Origin of the sequence: Actinoallomurus sp. NPDC052308 (genome assembly GCF_040679195.1) — a bacterium.
GTDB classification, from domain to species: domain Bacteria; phylum Actinomycetota; class Actinomycetes; order Streptosporangiales; family Streptosporangiaceae; genus Actinoallomurus; species Actinoallomurus liliacearum.
On record NZ_JBFAUM010000002.1, the window covers coordinates 137,388 to 151,705 of the forward strand.

The 14,318-nt window shown below is 72.1% G+C and carries 16 protein-coding genes; 8 read left to right on the plus strand and 8 right to left on the minus strand.

Annotated elements, in window-relative coordinates:
- Window positions 1–82: 82 nt before the first annotated feature.
- Complete coding sequence (locus AB0L00_RS06640; protein ID WP_364429353.1) at window positions 83–811, minus strand: glycerophosphodiester phosphodiesterase; 729 nt, start codon at window positions 809–811, stop codon at window positions 83–85.
- Between the two features lie 91 nt (window positions 812–902).
- On the opposite strand from AB0L00_RS06640, the gene AB0L00_RS06645 reads away from it, so the two are divergent.
- Window positions 903–1,772, plus strand: a complete 870-nt coding sequence (locus tag AB0L00_RS06645; RefSeq protein ID WP_345354051.1) for an alpha/beta hydrolase — start codon at window positions 903–905, stop codon at window positions 1,770–1,772.
- A 95-nt stretch (window positions 1,773–1,867) separates the two neighbouring features.
- Complete coding sequence (locus AB0L00_RS06650) at window positions 1,868–2,764, plus strand: oxygenase MpaB family protein (RefSeq protein ID WP_364429355.1); 897 nt, start codon at window positions 1,868–1,870, stop codon at window positions 2,762–2,764.
- Between the two features lie 87 nt (window positions 2,765–2,851).
- Here AB0L00_RS06650 and AB0L00_RS06655 read toward each other — a convergent pair whose 3' ends face one another.
- Window positions 2,852–3,733, minus strand: coding sequence for a PD-(D/E)XK nuclease family protein (locus AB0L00_RS06655; protein WP_364429357.1), 882 nt, complete (start codon window positions 3,731–3,733; stop codon window positions 2,852–2,854).
- A 4-nt stretch (window positions 3,734–3,737) separates the two neighbouring features.
- On the minus strand, window positions 3,738–4,433 hold the full coding sequence (locus AB0L00_RS06660) for an MBL fold metallo-hydrolase (RefSeq protein WP_345354057.1): 696 nt from the start codon (window positions 4,431–4,433) through the stop codon (window positions 3,738–3,740).
- A 191-nt stretch (window positions 4,434–4,624) separates the two neighbouring features.
- On the opposite strand from AB0L00_RS06660, the gene AB0L00_RS06665 reads away from it, so the two are divergent.
- Window positions 4,625–5,239, plus strand: a complete 615-nt coding sequence (locus tag AB0L00_RS06665) for a LysE family transporter (RefSeq protein WP_364429360.1) — start codon at window positions 4,625–4,627, stop codon at window positions 5,237–5,239.
- 94 nt (window positions 5,240–5,333) lie between these two features.
- On the opposite strand, the gene AB0L00_RS06670 is transcribed toward AB0L00_RS06665, so the two are convergent.
- The 3 genes from AB0L00_RS06670 to AB0L00_RS06680 form a co-directional block, all read right to left on the minus strand.
- Window positions 5,334–6,188 (minus strand): PHP domain-containing protein, encoded by an 855-nt coding sequence (locus tag AB0L00_RS06670; protein WP_364429363.1) that lies wholly within the window; start codon window positions 6,186–6,188, stop codon window positions 5,334–5,336.
- A gap of 7 nt (window positions 6,189–6,195) precedes the next feature.
- Entirely contained in the window at window positions 6,196–6,816 is a 621-nt protein-coding gene (locus AB0L00_RS06675; RefSeq protein WP_364429366.1) for a DUF6758 family protein, read from the minus strand.
- Between the two features lie 62 nt (window positions 6,817–6,878).
- On the minus strand, window positions 6,879–7,817 hold the full coding sequence (locus AB0L00_RS06680) for a CoA ester lyase (protein WP_364431561.1): 939 nt from the start codon (window positions 7,815–7,817) through the stop codon (window positions 6,879–6,881).
- Window positions 7,818–7,859: 42 nt separating this feature from the next.
- Here AB0L00_RS06680 and AB0L00_RS06685 point away from each other — a divergent pair, with 42 nt between their 5' ends.
- The 5 genes from AB0L00_RS06685 (at window position 7,860) to AB0L00_RS06705 (ending at window position 12,559) form a co-directional block, all read left to right on the plus strand.
- A complete protein-coding gene (locus tag AB0L00_RS06685) occupies window positions 7,860–8,372 on the plus strand; it encodes a hypothetical protein (protein ID WP_364429368.1) in 513 nt (170 codons plus the stop codon).
- Between the two features lie 195 nt (window positions 8,373–8,567).
- Complete coding sequence (locus AB0L00_RS06690; protein ID WP_364429371.1) at window positions 8,568–9,911, plus strand: CBS domain-containing protein; 1,344 nt, start codon at window positions 8,568–8,570, stop codon at window positions 9,909–9,911.
- The gene (locus AB0L00_RS06695) at window positions 9,908–10,477 is read left to right on the plus strand and encodes a DUF1003 domain-containing protein (protein ID WP_345354069.1); all 570 of its coding nucleotides are present in this window, start codon (window positions 9,908–9,910) and stop codon (window positions 10,475–10,477) included. The genes AB0L00_RS06690 and AB0L00_RS06695 overlap by 4 nt, the downstream gene beginning before the upstream one ends.
- Before the next feature lie 20 nt (window positions 10,478–10,497).
- Window positions 10,498–11,634: an Mrp/NBP35 family ATP-binding protein gene (locus AB0L00_RS06700; protein WP_364403676.1), complete on the plus strand. Its 1,137-nt coding sequence runs from the start codon at window positions 10,498–10,500 to the stop codon at window positions 11,632–11,634.
- 58 nt (window positions 11,635–11,692) lie between these two features.
- Entirely contained in the window at window positions 11,693–12,559 is an 867-nt protein-coding gene (locus AB0L00_RS06705; RefSeq protein WP_364429374.1) for a glycoside hydrolase family 16 protein, read from the plus strand.
- A gap of 3 nt (window positions 12,560–12,562) precedes the next feature.
- On the opposite strand, the gene AB0L00_RS06710 is transcribed toward AB0L00_RS06705, so the two are convergent.
- Entirely contained in the window at window positions 12,563–12,889 is a 327-nt protein-coding gene (locus AB0L00_RS06710; RefSeq protein WP_345354075.1) for a sec-independent translocase, read from the minus strand.
- A gap of 92 nt (window positions 12,890–12,981) precedes the next feature.
- The coding region (locus tag AB0L00_RS06715) for a trypsin-like peptidase domain-containing protein (RefSeq protein ID WP_364429376.1) at window positions 12,982–14,318 on the minus strand (1,337 nt) is incomplete at its 5' end.

Genomic DNA, 14,318 nt, shown 5'->3' on the forward strand with positions numbered 1-14,318 from the left:
CCCCCATATCACCGCATGACAGAATGATCACGCAGACTAACGGAGATGGCGGTCCGCAGCCGGGGAAACGGAATCCAGTGCCTTATCCGGCGGTGGACAGGCCCGCCTGGCGCAACCGCAGGGCGTGGTGCGGCCGGTCGGTGATCAGGACGGTCACCCGCTCGTCGCCGAGGAACCGCCGCATCCTCGGCTCGTCGTTGACCGTCCAGACCATGGCCGGAATGCCGAGCCGGCCGCACATGTGCAGCACGGTGGCGCGCGCCAGCCTGCGGTGGACGGCGAGCCAGTCGGCGCCGCACTCGCGCATGCGGCGCAGCGGGTACAGCTCCTGGATCCGGGTCGGCGCCTTCATCAGCCACGAGACCTCGCGGAGGCTGCGCCCGAGGGACAGAGCCGCGGTCACCTGTGGGAACTCCCGTTTGATCCGAGCGATCGAGGAGTCCTCCAGCGTGGTCGCGACGAAGCCGTCCGGGCCGAGCGTGTCGAGGGCGAGGGTGATGATCTCGCTCTCGTCGCCGATCTCCTTGAGGTCGAGATGGCCCTTCATGCGGCCCGCGATCAGGGTCATGACGTCGCGGACGCGTGGCACGCGGAAACCCGCGACGGCGCACAGCTCGTCGTAGGTCAACGCCGCCACGGGACGGTTCGCGATACGTTGATCGTGGAAGACGACGAACTCTCCGTCGCGCGTGCGGCGGATGTCGAACTCGACGTACTCCGCGCCCGTCGTCAGAGCGCTCTCGTACGCCTCCCAGGTGGCGGCCCGGGCGACCTCGGATCCACCCTTGTGGGCGGAGACGGCAGCCGTCATGTCTCGAGGGTACCTTCGGGTTCCCCAGCGAATGACCAGCCAAATCGCTACGATGGTGTCGATATTGGCATGTGCAAGTAAGCTCCTGCCAGTGAGTACGCCCCGGTTCCTCAGTCTGCCTCCCGGCGTCCGCCGCACGGAGATCAACACCTCGCGCGGCACGTTCGCCGTGCTCGAGGCGCTTCCGGGCTCCGGCGTCTGCGAGCGCGGCCCGGCGCTGCTGGTGCCCGGCTTCACCGGGAGCAAAGAGGACTTCATCGCGGTGCTGCAGACGCTCGCGGGCGGCGGGCGCCGCGTCGTCGCGCTCGACATGCGCGGCCAGCACGAGACTCCCGGTCCGGACGACCCGGCGGCCTACAGCTGCGCCGCGCTCGGCGCGGACATCGCCGCCGTCCTGGAGTACTTCGACGACCAGGTGCACCTGGTCGGGCACTCCTTCGGCGGGCTCGTGACACGCGAGACGGTGCTGTGCGATCCCGAACTGCTGGCGTCGTACACGCTGATGAGCTCGGGTCCGGCCGCGATCGGCGGGTCGCGCGAGGTCGAGGGCCAGGTCCTGCTCGCGGCACTGCCCAAGGTCGGCCTGGAGCACCTGTGGACGACCCGGATCGAGCCCGGGGTGATCACCAAGGGGGTGCCTCCGGAGATCGTGGCGTTCCTGCGCCGGCGGATGTTCTCGAACTCCCCCACCGGCCTGATGGCCATGGCCCGGGAGGTCCTGTCCTCTCCGGACCGGGTCGACGACCTCGCCAAGGTCACCGAGGACGCCGGCCTGCCCGTGCTCGTGCTGTACGGCGAGAACGACGACGGGTGGGAGCCCCGCGAGCAGGCCGCCATGGCCGAGCGCCTGGGCGCCCGCAAGGTCGTCATCCCCGGCGCGGCCCACTCCCCCGCCGTGGAGGCTCCCGAGACCACGGCGAGCGCGCTGACCTCCTTCTGGAACGACGCCGAACGCGCCTGACCGGGATTCATCGCGGCCGGCCGACGCCGAGACCGGACGGCCCTGAGACAAGATACGACTAGCGTCTCATGTAACTAAGGACTTACGATGGCGCCATGGAAGCGACCGTCCAGCCCCCGCAGAGTGTGACCTGGCAGGTGCACATCGACCGGTCGATGTGGATCGGCGGGGTGCGCAGTCTCATGTTGCAGGCCCTGCACCCGCTCGCCATGCGCGGGGTCTGGCAGAACTCCAACTTCCAGGAGGACCCCATCGGCCGGCTGCAGCGCACGGCCGACTTCGTCGGCGTGGTGACGTGGGGCACGCCCGAAGAGGCCGATCGCCTCGGCCGCAAGGTCAGGGACATCCATCGCGCGTTGCGGATCAAGGACCCGGACACGGGGCGCGTGCACCGCGTCGACGATCCCGAACTGCTTCTATGGGTGCACTGCGCGGAGGTCTTCTCCTACCTCGAGGCCGCGCGCCGCTCCGGGCTGCGGCTCACCGACCGGCAGGCCGACCGCTACCTCGCCGAGCAGCGCCGCAGCGCCACCTACGTCGGCCTGCACGAGGAGGACGTCCCGGGCAGCGTGGCGGAGATGACGGCCTTCTTCGCGGAGATGCGCCCGCGGCTGAAGGTCACGCCGGAGGCCCGCTCGACCGTACGGTTCCTGCTGTGGCCGAGGCTGCCGGAGGAGATGCGGTGGATGTCGGCGGGCAAGCCGATGTACGTCCCGTTCGGCGCGCTGTGCTACTACTCGCTGCCCGGCTGGGCCCGGCGGATGTACGGGATCCTGCCCGAGATACCGGGTCCGGTCGTCACGGCGGCGCTCCGGTCCTTCCGCCTGGCGGCGAACGCCCTCCCGGAGAAGGTCCACGACCTGACGTTCCAGCAGACGACCAAGGACATGCTCGAGGGCGCCCGGCAGCGGCTCGCCGCCGAGGGCTACGACCTCGGCAAGGGCCTGCAGGGCCTGCGCGACCCCCGCCGCTGGCCCGAGGCCGCCGCCTGAGCACCGTCCCGGGGTCGCTGACCGACCCGGCCGTCGATCCGCTCGCGCAGGAGGTCCGGCGTAACTCTTGTGGCGCCCCGCCGTGGGTCACTCCGCGAGGGCGGACCAGGGGTCGCGGGCGGGGGCGGCGGCGCGGCCCTCCGGACAGTGGCGCACGTAGTCGCACCAGGCGCAGAGCGCACCGGGGCTGGGCGGGAACCGCTCGTCGAAGGGCGCGTGGCGGCGTTCCGGCGGCAGGACCTGGGCGTCCACCGGCCGGGCGTGGGCGCGGTACCACTCGTCCGCCTCGCCGCACTCCTCGGCGATCTGCTCCGCGCGGCGGACGTGCCGGTCCAGGGAGTCGTCGGTGTGCTCCCAGACCGCGACCTCACCGGTCGGCAGGTGGTGGAGTTCGACGAGACGGCACCGGGTCCGCATCATCCGGTTGGCCGAGGCGGCGTACAGCGCGAGGGCCAGGGACGCGCGGGCGTCGTCGGAGGTGAGCGGCCGGCGGCCGGTCTTGTAGTCGACGACCACGAGCTCGTCGCCGCGCCGGTCCAACCGGTCGACCCGCCCCTGCACGGTGATCAGGTGGGTCTTCATCGAGACCGTGCGCTCGACGCCGACCGGCTCGTCCGCCGGGTCGAGCCCGGCGGTGTAGCGCAGGACCATCTCCCGGGCCCGGTGGCGCCACTCGAGGGACTGCGCGTCATCCCGGAAGCCGTCGGTCAGCCAGCCCCGGTCGAGCAGCCGGCCGGCGGCCTCGGCGGTGCGCTCCTCGATGGGCAGCCGCCACCAGCCGGCCAGGGCGTTGTGGACGCTGGCCCCGACGCTGTTGTGCGCCCACGGCGGACCCTTCTCCGGCTTCGGCCGGTCGAGGTAGGTCATCCGATAGCGGCGCGGACAGTCCAGCCAGGTGTTCAGCCGGGAGGGCGTGCAGGGGTAGAGCCGCCTCGGCATCCCCTCGAATCCGAGCTGCTCGGCCGCCATCGCGTCAGTCCTCGGAGCTCGGCTCCTGCGCGAGCGCGAACCAGCTCTCCCACTGAGCGTCCTCGTCGCCGACGGTGGTCTCCTCGCCCTGGCCGGGCAGCACCCGCGTGTCCTTGGGCAGCGGCCCGAGCAGCGATCCGATGGAGTTCAGCTGGTCCTGAAGGTCGTGGTACTCCTCCCCGACCAGGCCCGGCCGCCCCTTGTGCAGGGTGTCGCCGGAGAACAGCACGCCGAGCTGGTCGCTGTAGAGGCAGATGCTGCCGGGCGTGTGCCCGGGCGTGTGCATGACCTCCAGCTGCGCGCCACCGATCTCGAAGATGCCGCCATCCTCGATGTCGATGTCCGGGGTGAGGTCCTTCATGAACTCCGAGTCCTCGTCCTTCTTGGCGAGGGCGCGGAAGTACTGACGCCACAGGAGGCGGTCCCGGGAGTGCAGCCCGATCGGCGCCGGGTCCTCCTCGTCGGCCTCGGCGATCTCGAGGACGGCGCCGAGGTGATGATCGCGACCGTCGGTGCAGATGACGGCCATCACCTCGCGCTCGCCGATCTCCTTGAGGATCGCCTCGGCGTCGTTGGCGGGGTCGATGACGATCACCGCGTCGTCGTCCCCGACGATGTACGTGTTGCTCTCGATGTCGTACTCGGTGTCGTCGACCGTGACCTTGCCCGACGTCACCACTTTGTCGATACGCGCGTCCACACCGGAACCTTACCGACTTCCCGCGCCGGACGCGCAGCACGCGGACCGATCCGGCCACCGAGGCCGCCGCCGGACCACGGCGGATGTGATCGACACCGACGAAACATGCGTGAAACAGGGCCGCCTTACCCTCCACATCGGACATCTGTCGTGAAGGGGTCATTCGTGCACGATTCAGCCGAGGGTCGCCGATGGGCGAGGTGATCTGGCTCGGTGTGCTGCTGGGCGTCGGCGCGGCCCTGTCCGTGGGGCCCATCTTCGTCACCATCCTGAACGAGGCCGCCACCCGCGGCTTCGGCGCCGCGTTCCGCGTCATCCTCGGCTCCGCCACCGCCGACGTCACCCTCCTGCTGCCCGCGCTGGCGTTCGCCTGGGTCATCGCGGCCGTCGCCCGGGCCGCGTTCTGGGTCGGGCTGATCGGCGCGGCGTTCTTCCTCTGGCTGGCCGTCGGCGCCGTACGGGACGCCGTACGCCTCTGGCGCGCGGAGTCGGTCCCGAACGCGGAGGGGTGGGCGTTCTGGAAAGGCGTCGTCGGAAACCTCGCCAACCCGCTGACGTGGACGTTCTGGCTGGCCACCGGCACGCCCGCGATGCTCCGCGCCGAGCACCTCGCCGGCCCGGCCGGCCTGGCGGTGTTCACCGTGACGTGGTTCGTGGTCGCCTCCGGCCTGGAGGCGGTCATCGCCCTGGCGGTGGCCCGCTCAGGCCGTCGCATCGGCCACCGAGGCCAAGGGGCCTTCACCGCTTTGTCCGGAGTGGTCTTCGTGGCCCTCGCCGGCCTGATGCTGACCCGCTCCACAGGCTGATCCCCGGCATCCACTGCGTTCTAGGCGCAGCATCCGCCAGCGGCCAAGGCCCCGATCGCCCGCCCTGCGGGCCCCTCCCGTGTCCGGTCGGCCGTCAGGGTTCTGGGGTCGGGTCCGGGTTCGCGGCGGTGGCCTCGGACAACAGCGCCTCGTAGGCCTCTGGGGTCGTGGTCTCGGCGCCGAGGCGGTGGCCGGTGAGAGTGCCGTGGTCGTCGCTCGCGCCGGTCGTGAACAGGCGCAGGTCCGCCGCGAGTCCGCGCAGGTGGGCGCGGTCGGCCTCGGTGTGGTCCGGGTGGTCGGCCTCGACGCCGGCGAGGCCGACGCGGGCCAGCCGCGCGATCTCGTCGTCGGTGAACACGTAACCGCGCCGGGACGCCCGGGGGTGCGCCAGCACGGGGACGCCGCCGGCCTCGCGGACGAGCCCCACTGCCGTGACGGCGTCCAGGGCGTACCGGTCGACGTACGCGCGGCCGCCCGTGCCGATCCACTCCCGCGTGAACGCGTCCTCCACGCTCGGCACCACTCCGGCCTCGACCAGGGCGCGGGCGATGTGCGGCCGCCCGGGGACGGAGTCCCCGGTGATCCGCTGGACCATCTCCCACGTGACCGGTGTGCCGAGCCGGCCGAGGCGCTCGACCATGCCGCGGGCCCGGTGGGCGCGGTCGTCGCGGATGCGCCGGCGTTCGGCGGCCAACTCGGGCTCGTCCGGGTCGAACAGGTACGCCAGCAGGTGGAGGCTGCGGCCGCCGAGGCGGCAGGAAAGCTCCATGCCGCGGACGAGGGTCATGCCGGGCGGGAGGGCGCGTACGGCCTCGGGGTGACCGGCGACGGTGTCGTGGTCGGTCAGCGCGAGGACGTCGACGCCTGCGGCGTGGGCGCGGCGGACGACATCGGCGGGCGGCTCGGTACCGTCCGATACGGAGCTGTGGGAGTGCAGATCGATGCGCACGGTCCGATCATGCACCCAGCCGGGGGGACGCCGCCCCGTACGGCAGGTCGAGATCGACCTCGCGCAGGTCGGTCAGGCGGAGGTCCTCCAGCATCAGCGCGCCGGCCGGGGCGGGCCAGAGCACGGCCCACAGCCAGTTGCCGAGCGCCTCACCGGCGAACGCCGCCGTGTCGGCACCGGGTACGGCCCACAACGGCAGCGGGTGCCCGTCGATGTGCACCTTGGCGTCGGGCGCCGAGGTCCCGAAGCCGTGTCCGGGGTCCGGGCCGGGCAGCCCGGCGTACGACGCGCCGAGGCCGATGCCGGGCTCCTCGGCGACGAGGATGAGGTCGGCGGGACCGCCGACCGGCGACGGGCCGGACAGCGCGACCGCGACGGCCCGGCCTCCGCTGCGCTCGTCTCCGACGTCGGCGAAACCGGTGACGAGCCAGCCGAGCGGCAGGGGCCAGGGGACCCAGATCGGGACCCGCGCCTCGGCGCGGACGACCTGGAGCCCCTCCGGGCAGGGTCGCCGGGGCGGGCGCAGCGGGCAGACCTCGCCGTGCACCGCGCAGGTCCAGGCGCTCGACCAGACGTTCGGCGGGGTCACCGGCCCGCGGCACCGCGGACAGATCGGAGGAGCTTTCATGCTCTTCCACGCTGCTGCCCTCGGCGGGGTTGCGTCAAGGTTTCCGGATGACCCAAAAAAGACTATTCGGGTGCTGCGAACTGCTTCGTGCGCCGCAGTCCGGCGGCGCGGCCCTTCGCGGCGATCACCAGGGCCATCTTCCGGGACGCCTCGTCGATCATCTCGTCGCCGAGCATCGCCGCGCCCCGGCCCTGTACCCGGGTCGCGTGGTCGTACGCGTCGAGGATCAACTCGGCGTGGTCATAGTCGTCCTGAGCCGGGGAGAACACCTCGTTGCAGGCGTCGACCTGTGCGGGATGCAGCACCCACTTGCCGTCGAAGCCGAGCGCGGCGCTGCGCCGCGCGGCCCGCGTGAACGCCTCGGCGTCGCGGACGTTGAAGTACGGGCCGTCGATGGCCTGCAGGTCCCGGGCGCGGGCGGCGATGAGGATGCGCATCAGGATGTGGTGGTAGGCGTCGCCCTCGGTGTAGCCGGGCGGCTGCTCGCCCACGACGAGCGTCTTCATGTTGATCGAGGCCATCAGATCGCCCGGACCGAAGATGAGCGCCTCCAGGCGCGGCGACGCGGCGGCGATCTCGTCGATGCGGGTGAGCCCTCGCGCGTCCTCGATCTGCGCCTCGATCCCGATCCGCCCCACGGGCAGGCCGGTGGCCCGCTCGATCTGGGTCAGCAGCACGTCCAGCCAGACCACGTCGCCGGGCGCGGTGACCTTCGGCAGCATCAGGCAGTCCAGGTCCGCCCCCGCGCCCTCCACCACCTCGATCACGTCCCGGTAGGCGAACCCGGTCGTCACGTCGTTGATCCGCACGACGCGGACCCGGTCGCCCCAGCCGCCGTCGCGCAGCGCGGCCACGGCGTTCGCCCGGGCGTCCGCCTTGGCCGACGGGGCGACGGCGTCCTCCAGGTCGAGGAAGAACTCATCGACCGGCAGTCCCCGCGCCTTCTCGATGAACCGCGGGTTGCTGGCGGGTACGGCGAGGGTGCTCCGGCGGGCGCGCATGGGCATGCAGCGGATGGTAGCCGTCGTGAGATGCTGCGGCATATGAGCGATCCCACCACCGCGCTCGTCGAAGAGGCCACCCGGCGGTCGGGGCTGATCTGGCTCGCCCTGCCCGACCTCGCCCAGCCGCGCGCCGCCTGGCACCTCTGGCACGAGGGGGCCGCGTACGTCGTGACCGGCGGCATCGAGCAGCCGCTGCCGGGCCTGCCGGAGGCCGAGCGCGTCACCGTCACCGTCCGCAGCAAGGACAAGGGCAACCGCATCGTCTCCTGGGTGGCGGCGGTGAGCGAGGTGAAGCCGGGCTCGGAGGAGTGGACGGCGGTGGTCCCGCTACTGGCCAAGGAGCGCCTGAACGCCCCCGACGGCGAGGCGCAGACCGAGCGCTGGGCGCAGGAGGCGTACGTCATGCGGCTCACGCCCACCGGCGAGATCGCCGAGGCGCCCGGGCAGATGCCCGCCGACTACGCCGCCGTACGCCCGGTGCCCAGCCCCGCGACCTCCGTCGGCAAGCCGCCGTTCATGGTCGGCGGCCGGCGCCGCCGCCCCGACCGCTGACACCGCACGGCCCACGCCCTCGTTCGCGGCTCCGGAGGCCTGGCTCGGGGCGTGTCCGATTTATCTCGATCCGGACGGCCGTGGCGCACCGCGCCCCCGGCCCACCGGCGCGACGGGCCCGCGTCATCTCCTGGCTCCCAGGGAATAGATCGCCCTTTACCTGGAGACAGGACGCGTATCGATAGCCTTCGACCTATGACCGGAACGCCGTCGCGCGTGTTCATCGCGCGCCTGGCGGGAATCGCGGTGTTCGACCCCGCCGGGGACCAGATCGGCCGGGCGCGCGACGTCGTCGTCGCGCTCCGCCCACCGCCACGGCCGCCGCGCGTGCTCGGCCTCGTGGTCGAGGTTCCGCCGCACCGTCTCGTCTTCCTGCCGATCACCCGGGTGACCAACATCGACGCCGGCGCGGTGATCTTCGATGGCCGGATCAACATGCGCCGGTTCGAGAAACGCGAGTCCGAGACCCTGGCGATCGGCGAGCTGCTCGACCGGACCGTCGCGCTCGAGGAGACCGGCGAGAAGGCGATCGTCCTGGACCTGGGCATGGAACAGACCCGGACCCGGGACTGGCTGGTCATCAAGGTGGCCCTTCGCCGCGTCGATCAGCCGACCGGCCGGGGCTCGCGGCTGGGCCTGCGCCGACGGCGCGGTGAGACGTTCGTCACCGACTGGGACAAGGTCAGCGGCCTGACGATGGTCGATGAGAAGCAGGGGGCCGCGAACCTCATCGCCGCGTTCGAGCAGATGCGCGCCCCCGACCTGGCGAACCTCGTGCACGAGCTGTCGGCGAAGCGGCGCGCCGAGGTCGCCGCCGCGCTCGACGACCGGCGGCTCGCCGACGTCCTGGAGGAGCTGCCCGAGGACGACCAGGTGGAGATCCTCGGCGAGCTGGGCGTCGACCGCGCCGCCGACGTGCTCGAGGAGATGGGCCCGGACGACGCCGCCGACCTGCTCGGCGAGCTGCCCGCGGAGCAGCGTGAGCAACTGCTCGCGATGATGCAACCGGAGGAGGCCGCGCCGGTACGCCGGCTGCTGACCTACGCCGACAACAGCGCGGGCGGCATGATGACCACCGACCCGGTGATCGTGTCCCCGGACGCGACCGTCGCGGAGGCCCTCGCCCTGATCCGCAACGCGGACCTGAACCCGGCGCTGGCCGCCCAGGTGTACGTCTGCCGCCCGCCGACCGCGACGCCGACCGGCCGCTACCTGGGCACCGTTCACTTCCAGCGGCTGCTCCGCGAGCCCCCGCCGACCCTGGTCAGCGCGATCTGCGACACCGAGCTGGACCCCCTGCGGCCGTCACGCTCGCTCGAGGCGGTCGCGAGCTATCTTGCGACGTACAACCTCGTGTCCGTGCCGATCGTCGACGAGGGCGGGCACCTGCTGGGCACGGTCACCGTCGACGACGTCCTCGACCACCTGCTGCCGGACGACTGGCGGGAGAGCGTCATGGACGCGCCGGCGGAGGAGGCCGACGAAGAGGAAGAAGCCCTGCGCGGCGCGGAAGTATCCGGTGACGGGAGCCGACCATGAGCACCGCCCTCGGCAGGAGCCGTGACGAGCGGCGGTTCGGGCGCCTCGACCAGCCGCGGGAGTACCGCCGTACGATCCGGCCGCAGCTCTACTACGACCCGGAGGCGTTCGGCCAGTTCTCCGAGCGGATCGCGCGGTTCCTCGGGACGGCGCGGTTCCTCGTCTACATGACGGCGTTCATCACGATCTGGCTCGGCTGGAACGTCTTCGCCCCCACGTTCCTGCGCTGGGACCCGTACCCCTTCATCTTCCTGACCCTGATCCTGTCGCTGCAGGCGTCGTACGCCGCGCCGCTGATCCTGCTGGCCCAGAACCGGCAGGACGACCGCGACCGCGTCCAGTACGAGCAGGACCGCGCCCGCAACGAGCGCAGCGTCTCCGACACCGAGTACCTCACCCGGGAGATCGCCGCCCTGCGCATGGCGATGAACGAGGTCGCCACCCGCGACTGGATCCGCGACGAGCTGGCGCACCTGCTCAAGGAACTGGACGGGCACCGCCCCGCGCCCGAGTGGCGCGATCACCGATCGTCCGGTCCCGGCGAGCTGGGTTCGCCCGTGGACTGACCTGTCAATACCATGGGTGCATGGCCTCCCCCACGATCGAGCAGGTGACCGCGGCGCTCGCGACGGTGAACGATCCGGAGATCCGCCGTCCCATCACCGAGCTCGACATGATCAAGGGCGTCGACGTGGCCGCCGACGGCTCCGTGACGGTCGGCGTGTACCTCACGGTCGCCGGCTGCCCGCTCCGTGACACGATCACGCGCGACGTCACCGCCGCCGTCTCCAAGATCCCCGGCGTCACCGGCGTACGGGTCGACCTCGACGTGATGAGCGAACAGCAACGCGCCGACCTTCAGACGAAGCTACGCGGCGGGCAGGCGCCGAAGGAGATCCCCTTCGCCAAGCCCAACTCCCTGACCCGCGTGTACGCCGTCGCGAGCGGCAAGGGCGGCGTCGGCAAGTCCTCCGTGACGGTGAACCTCGCGGCCGCCATGGCCGCGCAGGGCCGCAAGGTGGGCGTCGTCGACGCCGACATCTACGGTCACTCGGTCCCCCGCATGCTGGGCGTGACCGGGCGGCCGACCCAGGTCGAGCAGATGATCATGCCGCCGAACTCCCACGGCGTGAAGGTGATCTCGATCGGGATGTTCACCGAGGGCAACGCGCCGGTCGTCTGGCGCGGCCCGATGCTGCACCGCGCGCTGCAGCAGTTCCTCGCCGACGTCTACTGGGGCGACCTGGACGTCCTGCTGATGGACCTGCCGCCCGGCACCGGCGACATCGCCATCTCGGTGGCCCAGCTGCTGCCCTCGGCGGAGATCCTCGTCGTGACGACGCCGCAGCAGGCCGCCGCCGAGGTCGCCGAGCGGGCGGGCGCGATCTCCGCGCAGACGCACCAGACCGTCGCGGGCGTGATCGAGAACATGTCCTACCTGCCCTGCCCGCACTGCGGCGAGCCGGTGGACGTGTTCGGCTCCGGCGGCGGCCAGACGGTCGCGGACGCGCTGACCCGGACCCTCGGCACGTCCGTGCCGCTGCTCGGCCAGGTCCCGATCGACGTGCGCCTGCGCGAGGGCGGCGACGCCGGTCTGCCGATCGTGCTGGACGACCCTGACGCCCCGGCGGCCAAGGAGCTGCGGGCCATCGCCGACAAGCTCTCGGGCCGGGCGAAGAGCCTGCGCGGGCGGCAGCTTGGACTGAGCCCGAACCGCGCATGACCGATTCTTAGTCCGCGTCTTCGCGGCACCGGCCGTGCGGGCGTGATTTCGTGTGCCCATGGCACTACGTTCCGCCCGCACGGCCGTCCTGGCCTTAGCGATCGCGGCCGCCGGATGCTCGTCCGGCGGGCGCGGGCCGATCGCCGCACCGCCCACGATGGCGCCGTCCGGCCCGGCGGCCGACGACGGTACGGCCGCTCCGACTCCGGCGCCCAGCGCATCCGACGAGCTGCGGACCACGCGGCCGTCCGGCGCCCCTTCCACCCGCGCGTACGGCCGGTGGGGGCGTCCCATCCTGTACGACGACTTCGGCGGCGACCGCCTGGACCCGCGCAAGTGGCAGGTCTACGACGCGCCCAACGCCCTGTCCCACCCGGGATCGCCCGCCGGGGTGCACGTGGCGAACGGGCGCCTGCGGCTCGTCGGCGGGCTCTACGACGGTAAGGACCAGTCCGCGGGCGTCGTCTCGCGTCTGGCCCAGACGTACGGCCGCTGGGAGGCGCGCATCCGGGCCGACCGCGGCAGCGGGTACTCCGCGACCGCCTTCCTGTGGCCGACCCGGCTCGGAGCGCCGGAGTTCGCGGAGATCGACTTCGCCGAGATCATCGACGGCACCCGGCGTACCGGCGGGCTGTTCATCCACCACGGCGCGGACGACCGGCAGCTCGCCAAGATCGCTCGTGTCGACTTCACGCGGTGGCACACCGTGGCCGTGGACTGGCTGCCGCAGAAGCTGACGTTCTGGGTGGACGGCAAGGCCGTGTGGACCTACGAGGGGCCGTACGTTCCGAAACAGGCGGACATGCACCTCAACCTGCGCAACGAGACGGCGGACGGGTTCCACCGGATGGCGGACACGCCGCAGCGGGTGACGATGGAGGTCGACTGGATCCGGGTGTTCCGCGCGCCCGGGATCAACCGCTGACGGTCAGGTGGCCTCCGGGTCGTACGGCGGGCGCTCGCCGTACGGCAGGAGCGGCTCATCGCGCACCGGCTCCTGGACGTCGAGCTCGTCGAGGTCCTCCAGCAGGTGCTTGGTCACGAACCGGCGAGGGTTCAGATCGGCGATGTCGAAGTCGGCGAACTCCGGCCCCAGCCCGTCCTGGAGGTCCTGCTTCGCGCTGTTGGCCATCGTGCGCAACTGCCGCAGGGCACGCCCCGCCTGGGCCGCGACCTTGGGGAGCTGGTCCGGACCGAAGATGATGACGGCCAGCACCACGAGGACCGCGCCCTCACCGAACCCTATGCCGAACACCCGTCCTCCATGTGGTGGCCGCGGCTCCTGCGAGGAGCCACGCATCCCAGCTTAACCGGGCCGGGATGCGCGGTCTCCCCCAGCGGGCTCCCCTAGTTTCCGGCCGCCAGGGTCAGCTGGACGGTCCTGCTCTGCCCGGCACGGGTGTAGACGACCGGCACCGTGTCGCCGGGCGACTTGCTGCGGATGGCGACGATCAGCTCGTCGGCGCCGCCGATCGGCTTGCCGGCGAAGGACGTGATGACGTCGCCGGCCTTCAGCCCGGCCTTCTCCGCCGGGCCGCCCGGCGTGATCGTGCCGCCCTTGCACTGCGTCGCCGAGCCGCTGGTCGCGATCCGCGCGCCGCTGCCCTGGTAGGACATGTCCATGCAGGCGCCGATGATCGGGTGGGTGACCTTACCGCCCTTGATCAACTGCTCGGCGACCCGCTTGACCTGGTTGCTCGGGATGGCGAAGCCGAGGCCGATGCTGCCGCTCTGCTGCTTGTCGCCGCCGAGGGACTGGCCGCCCAGGGTGGCGATCGCGGAGTTCACCCCGATGACCCGGCCCTGGGAGTCGACCAGTGGGCCGCCGGAGTTCCCGGGGTTGATGGCCGCGTCGGTCTGCACGGCGCTGATGTAGGCGGACTCGCCGCTCTCGCCGCTCGTGGTGACCGGACGGTTCAGCGCGCTGACGATGCCGGTCGTGACCGTGCCGGCCAGGCCGAGCGGCGAGCCGATCGCGATGACCGGGTCACCGACGGCGATCCCGTCGGAGTCGCCGAGGAGGAGCGCCGGACGGCCGTCGAGCGAGCCGGGCTTGATCACGGCGATGTCGGAGTTGGGGTCGCGGCCGATGATGCTCGCCGAGGTGGTCTTGCCGTCGTTGAAGACGACCTGCATCGTGCCGCCCTGGGCGGCGGGGGCGACCACGTGGTTGTTGGTGACGATGTAGCCGCCGTTGACGATGAAGCCGGTGCCCGCGCCGCCCTCGGTGGCGTTCGCCACCTTGATCATCACGACGCTCGGCACGACGCGCTTGGCGATCCCGGCGACGGATCCCGGATCGCGGTTCTTGGCGCCGGTGGTCGACCCGCCGCCCAGGTCGACGGACCGCGGACCGCTGTTACGCGTGGCGATCACGCCGATGCCCGCGCCCAGGGCGCCGGCGATGAGCGCGACCGCCACCGCGACGGCGACGAACACCCCCATGGACCCGGACCGCTCGTTCGGCCGGACGGACGGCACGGGCGCCCAGTTCGGGCCGGTGCCGCCGGGTCCGCCCGGCGGCGTGCCCCAGGCGTACGGGACCGGGGACGGCTGCGGCTGGTTGTGCGGCGTGAAGATCGGCCGCGGCGGACCCTGCTCTCCCGGCCGGCCGCCCTGCCCGTACGCCGGAGCCCCCTGCCCGGTGTAGGCCGGACGGCCCTCGTCGAGGCCCGGCTGACCGT

What these genes read in the sequence shown, in the direction of transcription:
- AB0L00_RS06675 (WP_364429366.1), bottom strand. Translation starts at nt 6,816, where the DNA reads ATGAAAGCTCCTCCGATCTGTCCGCGGTGCCGCGGGCCGGTGACCCCG.
- AB0L00_RS06665 (WP_364429360.1), top strand. Translation starts at nt 4,625, where the DNA reads ATGGGCGAGGTGATCTGGCTCGGTGTGCTGCTGGGCGTCGGCGCGGCC.
- AB0L00_RS06680 (WP_364431561.1), bottom strand. Translation starts at nt 7,817, where the DNA reads ATGCGCGCCCGCCGGAGCACCCTCGCCGTACCCGCCAGCAACCCGCGG.
- AB0L00_RS06690 (WP_364429371.1), top strand. Translation starts at nt 8,568, where the DNA reads ATGACCGGAACGCCGTCGCGCGTGTTCATCGCGCGCCTGGCGGGAATC.
- AB0L00_RS06695 (WP_345354069.1), top strand. Translation starts at nt 9,908, where the DNA reads ATGAGCACCGCCCTCGGCAGGAGCCGTGACGAGCGGCGGTTCGGGCGC.
- AB0L00_RS06655 (WP_364429357.1), bottom strand. Translation starts at nt 3,733, where the DNA reads ATGGCGGCCGAGCAGCTCGGATTCGAGGGGATGCCGAGGCGGCTCTAC.
- AB0L00_RS06705 (WP_364429374.1), top strand. Translation starts at nt 11,693, where the DNA reads ATGGCACTACGTTCCGCCCGCACGGCCGTCCTGGCCTTAGCGATCGCG.
- AB0L00_RS06700 (WP_364403676.1), top strand. Translation starts at nt 10,498, where the DNA reads ATGGCCTCCCCCACGATCGAGCAGGTGACCGCGGCGCTCGCGACGGTG.
- AB0L00_RS06685 (WP_364429368.1), top strand. Translation starts at nt 7,860, where the DNA reads ATGAGCGATCCCACCACCGCGCTCGTCGAAGAGGCCACCCGGCGGTCG.
- AB0L00_RS06640 (WP_364429353.1), bottom strand. Translation starts at nt 811, where the DNA reads ATGACGGCTGCCGTCTCCGCCCACAAGGGTGGATCCGAGGTCGCCCGG.
- AB0L00_RS06650 (WP_364429355.1), top strand. Translation starts at nt 1,868, where the DNA reads ATGGAAGCGACCGTCCAGCCCCCGCAGAGTGTGACCTGGCAGGTGCAC.